Source organism: Aquabacterium sp., assembly GCF_044226965.1.
In the GTDB taxonomy this organism is placed as follows: Bacteria; Pseudomonadota; Gammaproteobacteria; order Burkholderiales; family Burkholderiaceae_C; genus Pseudaquabacterium.
This window is the reverse complement of the sequence record NZ_JBGAGA010000016.1, coordinates 89,145-102,595: the sequence shown is the minus strand read 5'-3', so window position 1 is coordinate 102,595 and position 13,451 is coordinate 89,145. Positions and strand designations below refer to the sequence as shown.

The 13,451-nt window shown below is 67.0% G+C and carries 12 protein-coding genes; 2 read left to right on the top strand and 10 right to left on the bottom strand.

The features are described 5' to 3' along the window. A partial coding sequence (hrpA, locus tag ACILR4_RS09980) for an ATP-dependent RNA helicase HrpA (RefSeq protein ID WP_395700701.1) occupies positions 1-1,931 on the bottom strand: 1,931 nt, incomplete at its 3' end. Positions 1,932-2,129: 198 nt separating this feature from the next. Then, positions 2,130-3,362, bottom strand: coding sequence for a YihY family inner membrane protein (locus ACILR4_RS09975; RefSeq protein WP_395700694.1), 1,233 nt, complete (start codon positions 3,360-3,362; stop codon positions 2,130-2,132). 48 nt (positions 3,363-3,410) lie between these two features. On the opposite strand from ACILR4_RS09975, the gene ACILR4_RS09970 reads away from it, so the two are divergent. Both ACILR4_RS09970 and ACILR4_RS09965 read left to right on the top strand, forming a co-directional pair. Continuing rightward, the gene (locus tag ACILR4_RS09970) at positions 3,411-3,824 is read left to right on the top strand and encodes a DUF2069 domain-containing protein (protein ID WP_395700693.1); all 414 of its coding nucleotides are present in this window, start codon (positions 3,411-3,413) and stop codon (positions 3,822-3,824) included. Next, a complete protein-coding gene (locus ACILR4_RS09965; RefSeq protein WP_395700692.1) occupies positions 3,821-5,230 on the top strand; it encodes an FAD-binding oxidoreductase in 1,410 nt (469 codons plus the stop codon). The genes ACILR4_RS09970 and ACILR4_RS09965 overlap by 4 nt, the downstream gene beginning before the upstream one ends. 36 nt (positions 5,231-5,266) lie before the next feature. On the opposite strand, the gene ACILR4_RS09960 is transcribed toward ACILR4_RS09965, so the two are convergent. The 8 genes from ACILR4_RS09960 to nuoH form a co-directional block, all read right to left on the bottom strand. Continuing rightward, complete coding sequence (locus ACILR4_RS09960; RefSeq protein ID WP_395700691.1) at positions 5,267-5,713, bottom strand: DUF1178 family protein; 447 nt, start codon at positions 5,711-5,713, stop codon at positions 5,267-5,269. A gap of 42 nt (positions 5,714-5,755) precedes the next feature. Continuing rightward, complete coding sequence (nuoN, locus tag ACILR4_RS09955; protein WP_395700700.1) at positions 5,756-7,237, bottom strand: NADH-quinone oxidoreductase subunit NuoN; 1,482 nt, start codon at positions 7,235-7,237, stop codon at positions 5,756-5,758. Positions 7,238-7,259: 22 nt separating this feature from the next. Then, entirely contained in the window at positions 7,260-8,735 is a 1,476-nt protein-coding gene (locus ACILR4_RS09950) for an NADH-quinone oxidoreductase subunit M (RefSeq protein ID WP_395700690.1), read from the bottom strand. A gap of 37 nt (positions 8,736-8,772) precedes the next feature. Then, complete coding sequence (gene nuoL, locus ACILR4_RS09945; RefSeq protein ID WP_395700689.1) at positions 8,773-10,797, bottom strand: NADH-quinone oxidoreductase subunit L; 2,025 nt, start codon at positions 10,795-10,797, stop codon at positions 8,773-8,775. 7 nt (positions 10,798-10,804) lie between these two features. After that, on the bottom strand, positions 10,805-11,122 hold the full coding sequence (gene nuoK / locus ACILR4_RS09940; protein ID WP_395700688.1) for an NADH-quinone oxidoreductase subunit NuoK: 318 nt from the start codon (positions 11,120-11,122) through the stop codon (positions 10,805-10,807). Further along, a complete protein-coding gene (locus tag ACILR4_RS09935; RefSeq protein WP_395700687.1) occupies positions 11,119-11,781 on the bottom strand; it encodes an NADH-quinone oxidoreductase subunit J in 663 nt (220 codons plus the stop codon). The genes nuoK and ACILR4_RS09935 overlap by 4 nt, the downstream gene beginning before the upstream one ends. An 88-nt stretch (positions 11,782-11,869) precedes the next feature. Next, positions 11,870-12,364: an NADH-quinone oxidoreductase subunit NuoI gene (gene nuoI, locus ACILR4_RS09930; protein WP_395700686.1), complete on the bottom strand. Its 495-nt coding sequence runs from the start codon at positions 12,362-12,364 to the stop codon at positions 11,870-11,872. Positions 12,365-12,370: 6 nt separating this feature from the next. Further along, positions 12,371-13,450: an NADH-quinone oxidoreductase subunit NuoH gene (nuoH, locus tag ACILR4_RS09925; RefSeq protein ID WP_395700685.1), complete on the bottom strand. Its 1,080-nt coding sequence runs from the start codon at positions 13,448-13,450 to the stop codon at positions 12,371-12,373. Position 13,451 lies beyond the last annotated feature (1 nt).

The window sequence follows — 13,451 nt, the reverse complement described above, 5'->3', positions numbered from 1 at the left end:
TGCGTCTTCAGCAGGTGACCGGCGATGCCGGGAATCCATTGCGGCTCGATCTGCGCCAGGCCGCGGCCATAGAGCCGCGTGGTCTCCACCAGTTCGGCCGCCATCAGCCAGCGGCCGGGCTTCTTGCTCAGGTGCGCGCCCGGATGACGCCAGAACTTGATGCCGCGCGCGCCGAGGTACCACTCCTCGTCATCGCTCTTGCAGCCGATGTTGCCCAGCAAGCCGGCCATCAGCGACAGGTGCAGCTGTTCGTAGGTGGCCGGCGCGCCATTCAGCCGCCAGCCGTGTTCAGCGACCACCGTGTGCAGCTGGGTGTGGATGTCGCGCCACTCGCGCACGCGGCGCGGGCTGACGAAGTGCTCGCGCAGCAGCTGCTCCTGCTTGCGGTGGCTCAACCTGTGTTCGCCGTGTCCGCCCTTTGCGTCCTCCAGCCATTGCCACAGCTTCAGGTAGCCGCTGAACTCGCTCTTCTCGTCGTCGAACTTCTTGTGCTTCTCGTCGGCGGCCTGGGCCTGCTCGAGCGGCCGGTCGCGCACGTCCTGGACGCTCATCGCCGACGCTATCACCAGCACCTCGCTCAGCGCCTGGCGGTCGCGCGCCTCGAGGATCATGCGGCCGACGCGCGGATCCAGCGGCAGCTTGGCCAGCTCGCGACCGATCGGCGTGAGCTCGTTGTCGTCGTCCACCGCGTTCAGCTCGCCGAGCAGCGCGTAGCCGTCGGCGATGGCCTTCGCGCGGGGCGGCTCGAGGAAGGGGAACTGTTCGACCGAGCCCAGGTGCAGGCTCTTCATGCGCAGGATCACGCCGGCCAGCGACGAGCGCAGGATCTCGGGGTCGGTGAACGGCGTGCGGCCGGCGAAGTCCTTCTCGTCGTACAGCCGGATGCAGATGCCGTTGGCTACACGGCCGCAGCGGCCGGCGCGCTGGTTGGCCGCGGCCTGGCTGATGGGCTCGACCTGCAGTTGCTCGACCTTGTTGCGGTAGCTGTAGCGCTTGACCCGCGCGAGCCCTGAATCGATGACGTAGCGGATGCCCGGCACCGTCAGCGAGGTCTCGGCCACGTTGGTGGCCAGCACGATGCGGCGGCCGTTGCCGGACTCGAACACGCGGTCCTGCTCGGCCTGCGACAGCCGCGCGAACAGCGGCAGGATGTCCGGCTGCGGCCCGCTGCGGTGCTGCTGCGCGAGGTGCTTGCGCAGGTGGTCGGCCGCCTCGCGGATCTCGCGCTCGCCGGGCAGGAACACGAGGATGTCGCCCGAGCCTTCGCGCCAGAGTTCGTCCACCGCATCGGCAATCGCTTCGTCGAGGCCGTAGTCGCGCGAGTCCTCGAAGGGGCGCCAGCGCTGCTCGACCGGGAACAGCCGGCCCGAGACCTGGATCACCGGCGCCGGACCGCGAATGCTCGCGAAATGACGCGCAAAGCGATCGGCATCGATGGTCGCCGAGGTGACGATGATCTTCAGGTCCGGCCGGCGCGGCAGCAGCTGGCGCAGGTACCCGAGGAGGAAATCGATGTTCAGGCTGCGCTCGTGCGCCTCGTCGATGATCAGCGTGTCGTAGGCGCGCAGGTCGGGGTCGGTCTGCGTCTCGGCGAGCAGGATGCCGTCGGTCATCAGCTTCACCGAGGCACCGGGCTGCAGCCGGTCCTGGAAGCGCACCTTGTAGCCCACCACCTCGCCCAGCGGCGAGTTGAGTTCCTCGGCGATGCGCTTGGCCACGCTGGAGGCCGCAATGCGCCGCGGTTGCGTGTGGCCGATCAGACCTCGGCCGCCGGCACCCAGGCCACGGCCGAGCTCGAGCGCAATCTTCGGCAGCTGCGTGGTCTTGCCCGAGCCGGTTTCGCCGCAGACGATGATGACCGGGTGCTCGCGCAGCGCGCGCGCAATCTCCTCGCGCCGGCTGGAGACCGGCAGCGATTCGGGGTAGTGGATGGCGGGAACCGGGTTCGCCGGACGAGGGGCCGGCCGGGGTCCCGAAGGCGGCGCGCGGCGCGGCGGTTTCGGTGACGCTGCCGGCGGCGCGGCGGCGGAACGCGGCGGCCGCGGCGGGCGGACAGGCGTGTTCACGAGCGCAGCATTATCCCCGATGGCCTGCTGCACGGGCCAGCACGGGCCCGGCACGGCACGGCGTCAGCCCAGCAGTTCGGCCACCGTCATCCGTCCCAGGCCCGCCTGGCGCCGAAAGGCCAGCGTGCTCTGGTGCTCGGCCAGCAGCAGCCGGTCGACCAAGGGCTCGGCACTGACGGCGGCCGGGTCGATCAGCAGCACATGACGCTTGGCGCCCTCCTCGTCCAGGCGGCCGCACCAGTCCATCGCCACCAGAGTGTCGAGCACCGGCTCGACCTGCAGCGGATCGACGCGCAGCGCACCGGCGATGGCTTCGAGCGTCAGCCCGCGCTTGTCGTGCCCGCGGGCCGCCTGCAGCAATCGCAGCACCGACACCGCGAGCGCGAAGCGCTGGCCCGGCCGCTCGGGCAGGCGCACCACCCGCATCGCCAGGCTCGGTGCATAGGCCGCGATCACCGCGCCCAGCAGCACGATGACCCAGCCGAGGTAGATCCACAGCAGCAGGATCGGCACGGTGGCAAAGGCACCGTAGACCACCGAGTAGGTGGGCACCACCGCGACATACCAGGCCAGCACGCGCTTGGCGATCTCGAAACCGGCCGCCACGAACAAGCCGCCGGCCCAGGCATGCTGGGGCCGCACGTGGGTGTTCGGCACGTAGCGGAACAGCGCCGACATGCCGGCCGACAGCAGCACGAACTCGATCAGGCCGAGCAGGAAGGCCAACCCGCCCGGCAGTTCGTTGACCAGGCCCCGGCCGGCGGAAACAGCATAGGACGTGAGCGTCAGGCTCGCGCCCAGCACCAGCGGGCCGAGCGTCAACGCAGCCCAGTACACCAGCACGCGCTGCGCCAGCGGCCGCGGCTTCGAGACTCGCCAGATGCCGTTGAGCGTGCGGTCGATCGTGAAGACCAGCGCGAGCGCGGTGAACACCAGCACGATGAGGCCCGCGCTGCCGAGCCGGCTGGCCTTGCCGGCGAACTGCGTCAGCGCGTCCAGCACCGGCTTGGCAATGTTGGTGGGCACCAGGCTTTGCACCAGGTACTGCTGCAGGGCGCCCTGGAAGCGCGCGAACATCGGGAAGGCCGAGAACAGCGCCAGTGTCACGGTGGCCAGCGGCACCAGCCCGATCAGCGTGGTGAAGGTCAGGCTGCTGGCGGTGAGGCCGAGCCGGTCTTCGCGGAAGCGCAGGCGCAGCGTGCGCACCGTGTCCCACCAGGGCCAGGTGCGCAGCACGCTCAGCAGTTGCCCGAGCGGTCGCCGCATGCGCAGCAGTACGAGGTCCGAGATGGCCATCTGGCTATCATGCCAGCCGTGCCCCTGCCTCCCGCCCTGCCCACCGCCGTGGCCCCCCCCTCTGCCGATTCGCCCGCCACGTCCTTCGGTGGCGGCTCGCCCGATCCCATCGTCCGCCTCACACGCGCGTTGGCGGTCGGCTGCCTGCTGGCGCTCATCGTGCTGGGGCTGGCCTGGGAACTGTGGCTCGCGCCCACCGGCCAGCGCACCTGGGCCTTGAAGGTGCTGCCGCTGGCATTGCCGCTGGCAGGCCTGCTGAAGCACCGGCTCTACACCTACCGCTGGGTCAGTCTGCTGGTGTGGCTTTACTTCACCGAAGGTGTCGTGCGCGCAACCAGCAGCACCGGCCTGGTGGTGGCGCTGGCCTGGGGTGAGGTGGCGCTGTGCGTGCTGCTGTTCGCCGCCTGCGCACTGCATGTGCGCTGGCGCCTGCAACAGGCGAAACGGAGGAACAAGCCATGAGCGATCACGCCCTGCTGGCCGCGCTGCGCGACGCAGTGGGCCCGGCCCAGGTGCTGAGCGACGGCGACCTGAGCGCCTGGGAGCTGGACTGGCGCAAGCGCTGGCGCGGCAAGGCGCTGGCGGTGGTGCGCCCCGGCAGCACCGCCGAGGTGGCGCGCGTGCTGCAGCTGTGCGCCGCGCACGGCGCGAGCATCGTGCCCCAGGGCGGCAATACCGGACTGGTCGGTGGCGGCGTGCCCGATGCCAGCGGACGGCAGGTGCTGCTGAGCCTGGGCCGCATGAACCGCATGCGACGGCTCGATGCCGCGAACCTGACGATCACCGTCGAGGCCGGCATGGTGCTGCAGGCCCTGCAGCAGGCCGCGGCCGACGCCGGCCTGCTGTTCCCGCTGAGCCTGGCCGCCGAGGGCAGCTGCACCATCGGTGGCAACCTGGCCACCAATGCCGGCGGCACGCAGGTGCTGCGCTATGGCAATGCGCGCGAGCTGTGCCTGGGGCTGGAGGTCGTCACCGCGCAGGGGGAGGTCTGGGATGGCCTGAGCGGCCTGCGCAAGGACAACACCGGCTACGACCTGCGCGACCTGTTCATCGGCAGCGAGGGCACGCTGGGCGTGATCACCGCGGCCACCTTGAAGCTCCACCCCCGGCCGGCCGCCAGCCTGACTGCACTGGCCAGCTGTGCCAGCCTGGCCAATGGCGTGCAGCTGCTGGGCCGCGCCCAATCGATGTTAGGCGCCGGACTCACCGGCTTCGAGGTGATGGGCGAGTTCGCGCTCCAGCTGGTGCGCCAGCACTTCCCGCAGCTGCCGCAGCCCTTGCCCCCTTCGCCCTGGACGGTGCTGCTGGAATATGCCGACACCGAAGGCGAAGCGCGCGCGCGCGAACGCTTCGAGGCGCTGCTGGAAGCCACGCTGGAAGACGGCCTGATCACCGATGCCGCGGTGGCGGAGAGCCTGGCCCAGTCGGCCGCGCTGTGGCACCTGCGCGAATCGATCCCGCTGGCGCAGAGCGAGGAAGGCCTGAACGTCAAGCACGACATTGCCTTGCCGGTGTCGGCGATCCCCGAGTTCTGCGAGCACACCGACGCCGCACTGCAAGCAGCCTTCCCGGGCGTGCGCCTGGTCAACTTCGGCCACCTGGGCGACGGCAACCTGCACTACAACGTGCAGGCGCCGGTCGGCACACCGCCGGACCAGTTCCTGGCGCGGCACGAGCATGCGATCAATCGGCTGGTGTTCGACGCGGTGCAGCGCCGCGCCGGCTCGTTCTCGGCCGAGCATGGCATCGGCGCGCTCAAGCGCGAGGACCTGGCTGCGCGCAAGTCGCCGGTGGCGTTGGGGATGATGCGGGCGATCAAGCAGGCGCTCGATCCGCACAATCGACTGAACCCGGGCCGGGTGCTGTAGCGCCGCAGGCGCCAGGCCAGCCCAACCCAGCCGGGCTCAGTGCGTGGGGCCGTCCAGGCCCTTGGGCAGCGGGAACTGCATCACCTCGATGCCCTCGTCCGCCAGTTCGGCCCGCTGCTCGTCGGTGGCCTGGCCGCGGATGCCGCGACGCTCGCTCTCGCCGTAGTGGATGCGCCGGGCCTCTTCGGAAAAGCGCGCGCCGACGTCCTCGGTGCTGCGCAGCACATGCTGCACCGCCTGCAGCCACATCGCTTCCATCGACGCTTCGGGCCCCGGCTGCACCACCGGGCCGGGTTGGGCCGCTTGCTCGCGTGCGCCGGACAGGTTCAATCGCGGCGCCGAGGGCAGGCGCTCGATCGCGCTGTCGGCGCACAGCGGGCAGTTGACCAAGCCGCGTGCGCTTTGATCGGCATAGTCCTGCTCTGATGCAAACCAGCCTTCGAAGCCGTGGCCATGCGCACAGCGCAGGTTGAACACCTTCATACAGCCGACTTTATCCGCATCGGCACGATGCGGCGGCGGAGATCAGGTGGCCAGGGTCTTCAGGATCGCGTCGCGGCACATCGCCATCAGGCCGTCCGGCAACAGGCCCAGCACCAGCACGGACAGCCCGTTGACCGCCAGCAGCGCACTGATGCCCTGACTCTGCACCGGCACGCTGGCGTCGGTCGGCTCGTCGAAGTACATCACCTTGACGACGCGCAGGTAGTAGAAGGCACCGATCAGCGAGAGCAGCACCGCCACCACCGCCAGCACGATGTAGCCGCCGATGTTGGTCGTGACCAGCGCCTGCAGGATCGCGAACTTGGCATAGAAGCCGATCATCGGCGGGATGCCGGCAAGCGAGAACATGAAGATCGTCATCACGCCGGCGACCCAGGGCGAACGCTTGCCCAGGCCGGCGAGGTCGGCGATTTCCTCGCTCTCGAAGCCCTGCCGCGCCAGGTAGGTGATCAGCCCGAAGGTACCCAGCGTCGTCAGCACGTAGTTGATGGTGTAGAACATCGCCGAGCTGTAGGCATTGCCGGCCGACAGCGTGTTGCCACTGACCACGCCGGCCGTCATGCCCAGCAGCATGAAGCCCATCTGCGCGATGGTCGAGTAGGCCAGCATGCGCTTGAGGTTGGTCTGCGCAATGGCGGCCAAATTGCCGATCACCAGCGAGGTGACGGCCAGCACCACCAGCATCTGCTGCCAGTCGACCGCCAGGCCCAGCAGGCCCTCGACCAGCAGGCGCATCATGATCGCGAAGGCCGCCAGCTTGGGCGCGCCGCCGATCAGCATCGTCACCGCGGTGGGCGCGCCCTGGTAGACGTCAGGCACCCACATGTGGAACGGCGCGGCGGCGAGCTTGAAGGCCAGGCCGGAGACGATGAAGACGACGCCGAACACCAGCACCTGCTGGTTGACGGCACCCTTGCCGATGACGTCGAACACGCGCGGAATGTCCAGCGAGCCGGTGGCGCCGTACATCATCGACAGGCCATAGAGCAGGAAGCCGGAGGCGAGCGCGCCCAGCACGAAGTACTTCATCGCCGCCTCGGTGGACACGCCGTGGTCGCGGCGCAGCGCAACCAGCGCGTACAGCGACAGGCTCATCAGCTCGAGGCCCAGGTACACCACCAGGAAGTTGTTCGCCCCCACCATCACCGAGATGCCGAGCAGCGAGAACATCGAGAGCACGAAGAACTCGCCCTTGAGCATCTCGCGCGAAGCGATGTACGGCTGCGCATAGGCCACGGTGATCATCGTGGCCAGCGCGGCGAAGCCACCCAGCAGGTGGCCCATCGGGTCGGTCACGACCATGCGCTGCATGCCGTAGACCGTGAAGCCGGCGTCGAAGTACGCGAAATGCAGGCCGGCCACCGCGGCCAGGCTGATCTGCGTGAGCCAGAAGGTGGGGCGGCGCTGCGGGTCGGTGACGTACAGGTCCACCAGCGCCACGGCGCAGGCCGCAATCAGCAGCAGCGCCTCGGGGTAGACGACCAGCCAGTTCATCGGGAGCATGTTGTTCATCCGCGCGTGAGCTTCACTTCAGCTTCGAGACCTGCACATGCGCGATCAGCTGGCTGACCGAGCTGTGCATCACGTCGGTGAAAGGCTTGGGGTACACGCCCATCCAGAGCGTGGCAATCGCCAGTGCGGCCATCACGCCGAACTCGCGGGCATTGATGTCGGTGAGCGTGCGCACCGCATCGTTGGTGACGTCGCCGAAGTAGACGCGCTTGTACATCCACAGCGTGTAGGCCGCGCCGAAGATCAGCGCCGTGGCGGCCAGCGCGGCCAGCCAGAAGCTGGTCTTCACGGTGCCGAGGATGACCATCCATTCCCCGACAAAGCCGCCGGTGCCCGGCAGGCCGCAATTGGCCATCGCGAAGAACAGCGCGAAGGCCGCGAACTTGGGCATGGTGTTGACGACGCCGCCATAGGTGGCGATCTCGCGCGAATGCACGCGGTCGTACAGCACGCCGATGGCCAGGAACATCGCACCGGAGACGAAACCGTGGGAGATCATCTGCACCAGGCCGCCCGAGATGCCGAGCTCGCTGAAGATGAAGAAGCCCAGTGTGACGAAGCCCATGTGCGCGATCGACGAATACGCCACCAGCTTCTTCATGTCCTGCTGCACCAGCGCCACCAGGCCGATGTAGATCACCGCGATCAGGCTCAGCGCGATGATGAACCAGGCGTACTCATGGCTGGCGTCGGGCGCGATCGGCATCGAGAAGCGCAGGAAGCCGTAGGCGCCCAGCTTCAGCATGATGGCCGCCAGCACCACCGAGCCGCCGGTGGGCGCCTCGACGTGCGCATCGGGCAGCCAGGTGTGCACCGGCCACATCGGCACCTTGACCGAGAACGCCGCGAAGAACGCGAAGAACAGCAGGGTCTGCGCCGTCATTGGCAGCGGCAGCTTGTGCCAGGCGGCGATCTCGAAGCTGCCACCGCTCTTGTAGTACAGGTAGACCAGGGCCACCAGCATCAGCAGCGAGCCGAGCAGCGTGTACAGGAAGAACTTGAAGGCCGCGTAGACGCGCCGCGGGCCACCCCAGATGCCGATGATGATGTACATCGGGATCAGCGTGGCCTCGAAGAAGACGTAGAAGAGCAGGCCGTCGGCGGCGCAGAACACCCCGACCATCAGGCCCGAGAGGATCAGGAACGCGCCCATGTACTGGGCCACGCGCTCGGTGATGACCTCCCAGGCCGCGATCACGACGATCACGGTGATGAACGCGGTGAGCAGCACGAACCACACCGAGATGCCATCCACGCCCAGGTGGTAGCGCACATTGAAGCGCTGGATCCAGGGCAGGTTTTCCTGGAACTGCAGCGCGGCGCTGGCGGTGTCGAAACCGGTGATCAGCGGGATCGTGACCAGGAAGCTGACGATCGCGCCGAGCAGCGCGACGCCGCGCACCATGCCCGGCTTGTCGTCGCGCCCCAGCGCCAGCAGCAGGCAGCCGAAGGCGATCGGCAGCCAGATCGAAACACTCAGAAGACCCATTGTTGTTCTCCGCCCGCCCGTTGTTCTCGGCTGTCCATCAGCGACCGACCAGGCCGGACAAGGTGGGCCACAGCTGCCAGGTCAGCAGGCCGAACACGCCCAGCAGCATCACCAGCGCATACCAGTACAGGTAGCCCGACTGCACCAGCCGCGTCAGGCTGGCGAAGCCGCCCACTGCGCGGGCCGATCCGTTGATCAGCGCGCCGTCGATCAGCGCCTGGTCGCCGCCCTTCCACAGGCCCATGCCCAGCAGGCGTGCGCCGGCGGCGAACACATGCTCGTTGATCCAGTCCATGTAGTACTTGTTCTCGAGGATCTTGATGATCGGCGACAGCACGCGCGCGATCGTGGCCGGCACGCTGGGCATCACCATGTAGAACAGGTAGGCGGTGACCAGGCCGGCGGCGGCCAGGATGAACGGCAGGCTGGTGAAGGCATGCAAGGCCATCGCGGTGGCGCCGTGGAATTCCTTGCCCAGTTCCTCCATTGCCTGATGCGCTTCGTGGTTCACGAAGATCGCGTCCTTGAAGAAGTCGCCGAACAGCATCGGCTGGATCGTCAGGAAGCCGATCACCACCGAGGGGATCGCCAGCAGCACCAGCGGCGCCGTCACAACCCACGGGCTCTCGTGCGGCTCATGGGCGTGCCCATGGTCGTCGTGCCCGTGGTCGTCTTCCGGCGGGAAGGGCTTGTGATGGAAGTGCTCCTTGCCATGGAAGACCAGGAAGTACATCCGGAACGAGTAGAAGGCCGTGACGAAGACGCCGATCACCACCGCGGCATACGCGAAGTGCGCGCCGGGCAGGTGGCTGGCATGCACCGCCTCGATGATCGAGTCCTTCGAGTAGAAGCCCGAGAAGAACGGCGTGCCGATCAGCGCCAGCGAGCCCAGCAGCGAGGTTATCCAGGTGATGGGCATGTACTTGCGCAGGCCGCCCATGTTGCGGATGTCCTGGTCATGGTGCATGCCGATGATCACCGAGCCCGCGCCCAGGAAGAGCAGCGCCTTGAAGAAGGCGTGCGTCATCAGGTGGAACACCGCCACCGAATAGGCCGATGCGCCGAGCGCGACCGTCATGTAGCCCAGCTGCGAGAGCGTGGAGTACGCGACGACGCGCTTGATGTCGTTCTGGATGATGCCCAGGAAGCCCATGAAGAGGGCCGTGATCGCGCCGATCACCAGCACGAAGTTCAGCGCGGTGTCCGACAGCTCGAACAGCGGCGACATGCGCGCAACCATGAAGATGCCGGCCGTCACCATCGTCGCGGCGTGGATCAGCGCGGAGATCGGCGTCGGGCCTTCCATCGAATCAGGCAGCCAGACATGCAGCGGGAACTGCGCGCTCTTGCCCATCGCGCCGATGAACAGGCAGATGCAGGTCACCGACAGCAGCATCCAGTCGGTGCCCGGGAACATCAGCTTGGCCAGTTCGGGCCCCTTGGCGAAGGCTTCCGCGTAGCTCAGCGTGCCGGCGAAGGTGACGATCAGGCCGATGCCGAGGATGAAGCCGAAGTCACCGACCCGGTTCACCAGGAAGGCCTTCAGGTTCGCGAAGATCGCGCTCGGCTTCTTGTACCAGAAGCCGATCAGCAGGTAGGACACCAGGCCCACGGCTTCCCAGCCGAAGAACAGCTGCAGGAAGTTGTTGCTCATCACGAGCATCAACATCGAGAAGGTGAACAGCGAGATGTACGAGAAGAAGCGCTGGTAGCCCGGGTCTTCCTCCATGTAGCCGATGGTGTAGATGTGCACCATCAGCGACACGAAGGTCACCACGCACATCATCATCGCGGTCAGCCCGTCGACCAGGAAGCCGACCTCCATCTTCAGGCCGCCCAGCACCATCCACTCGTAGACGGTGGCGTTGAAACGTGCACCTTCGGTGGCCACTGCCTTCAGCACCATCGCCGAGACGATGAACGAGACCAGCACGCCCAGGATCGTCACGATGTGAGCGCCGCGGCGACCGATGGTCTTGCCGAAGAAGCCCGCGATCACGGCGCCGACCAACGGTGCCAGCGGCACCGTGAGCAGCAGGTTTTGCGTCAGTTGAGTTGCCATGTCGCGGTCAGCCCTTCAGCGCGTCGAGCTCTTCGACATTGATCGTGGCGCGGTTGCGGAACAGCACCACCAGGATGGCCAGGCCGATCGCCGACTCGGCGGCCGCCACCGTGAGGATGAAGAACACGAAGACCTGACCGGCCATGTCGCCGAGGTAGTGCGAGAAGGCGACGAAGTTCAGGTTCACCGCCAGCAGCATCAGCTCGATTGCCATCAGCAGCACGATGAGGTTGCGCCGGTTCAGGTAGATGCCGATCACCGACAGCGCGAACAGCAGGCCACCCAGCGAGAGGTAGTGGCCGAGCGTGATGGGACCGAGGCTCATTTCTTCTCTCCAGCGGCCGGTGCAGCGGGCGCGGCGGCCGGCACCGCCGGCGCAGCGGGCACCTCGATCACCGGCGACATCTTCACGATGCGCAGGCGGTCGGCCTTGCGGGCCAGCACCTGCTGCGACGGGTCCTGGTAGCGGCTGTCCTTGCGGCGGCGCAGCGTCAGCGCGATGGCCGCGACGATGGCCACCAGCAGCAGCACCGCGGCCACCTGCAGCGGGTACAGGTACTTGGTGTAGACCTCGATGCCGAGCATGCGGGTATTGCCCAGCTTGGCCAGCGCCGGGTCGAGCGCCGGCACCTCGGTGAGCTGGAAGCCGCGCATCAGCACCAGCGCCATTTCCAGCGCGATCACCGCGCCGATCATGCCGGCCAGCGGCAGGTGCTTCCAGAAGCCCTCACGGAACTCGTCGCCCTTCAGGTCGAGCATCATCACGACGAAGAGGAACAACACCATCACGGCGCCGACGTAGACCAGCACCAGCGCGATGGCGAGGAACTCCGCCTTCAGCAGCATCCAGATCACCGAGGCATTGGCGAACGCCAGCACCAGGTACAGGGCCGCGTGCACTGTGCTCTTCGCCGTGATGACACGGAACGAGGCGAACAGCAGCACCGCGGAGAACAGATAGAAAAGTGCGCCGATGGTGTTCATGGGTAATGCGGCGGGTGACCGCGCTCCTCCGGAGCCCTGCCTGCGCGCTTCGAACCAGATGGCGCGCGGTGCGGGCAGCGAAAGGGCGTCAGCGGTACTTCGCGTCGGCCTCCTTGTTGGCGGCGATGTCTTTCTCGTAGCGGTCGCCGACGGCGAGCAGCATGTCCTTGGTGAAGTACAGGTCGCCGCGCTTCTCGCCGTGGTATTCGAAGATGTGCGTCTCGACGATCGAATCGACCGGGCAGCTCTCCTCGCAGAAGCCGCAGAAGATGCACTTGGTCAGGTCGATGTCGTAGCGCGTCGTGCGGCGGCTGCCGTCGGCGCGCACGTCGGATTCGATCGTGATCGCCATGGCCGGGCACACCGCCTCGCACAGCTTGCAGGCGATGCAGCGCTCCTCGCCGTTCTCATAGCGGCGCAGCGCGTGCAGGCCGCGGAAGCGTGGCGACAGCGGCGTCTTCTCCTCCGGGAACTGCACGGTGATCTTCTTCTGGAAGAAGTGCCGCCCGGTCAGCTTCAGGCCCTTGAGCAGCTCCAGCAGCATGAAGCTGGAGACATAGTCTTTGAGAGATGCGGAAGCCATGGCAGATTACTTCCAGATGTTGAAGGGCGTCTGCATCCACAGGCCCACCACCACCAGCCACACCAGCGTGACCGGGATGAAGATCTTCCAGCCCAGGCGCATGATCTGGTCGTAGCGGTAGCGCGGGAAGGTGGCGCGCACCCACAGGAACATCGTGACCACCACGAAGGTCTTGAGTCCGAGCCAGATCCAGCCGGGGATCCAGTTGAACAGCGCGCTGTCGATCGGCGGCAGCCAGCCACCGAGGAACATCACCACGGTCAGCACCGACACCAGCCACATGTTGGCGTACTCGGCCAGGAAGAACATCGCGAACGACATGCCCGAGTACTCGATCATGTGGCCGGCGACGATCTCCGATTCGCCTTCCACCACGTCGAACGGGTGGCGGTTGGTCTCGGCCAGGCCGGAGATGAAGTAGACGAGGAAGATGGGAAACAGCGGCAGCCAGTTCCAGGAGAAGATGCCCAGGCCGTGCTGCGCGGCAAAGCCCTTGCCCTGCCCCATCACGATGTCGGTCATGTTCAGCGAACCGCTGACCATCAGCACCACGACCAGCGCGAAGCCCATCGCGATCTCGTAACTCACCATCTGAGCGGAAGCGCGCAGTGCACCGAGGAACGCATACTTGGAGTTCGAGGCCCAGCCCGCGATGATGACGCCGTAGACCTCTAGCGAGGTGATCGCCATCAGGAACAGCAGGCCGGCATTGATGTTGGCCACCGCCACGTCCGGGCCGAAGGGAATCACGGCCCAGGCCACCAGCGCCGGCATGATCGTCATCACCGGGCCGAGGAAGAACAGGCCCTTGTTGGCGGCCGACGGGCGGATGATCTCCTTGAAGATCAGCTTCACCGCATCGGCAATCGGCGTCAGCAGGCCGAAGGGACCGACACGGTTCGGCCCCGGGCGGATCTGCGTCCAGCCGATGGCCTTGCGTTCCCACAAGGTCAGGTAGGCCACGCAGCCCATCAGCGGCAGCACCAGCACGACGATCTTGACCAGGGTCCAGATCACCTGCCAGACCATCGGCCACACCGGACCGCCGAACAGCTGCAGGCCGTATTGGTTGAGTTGGTCGATCATG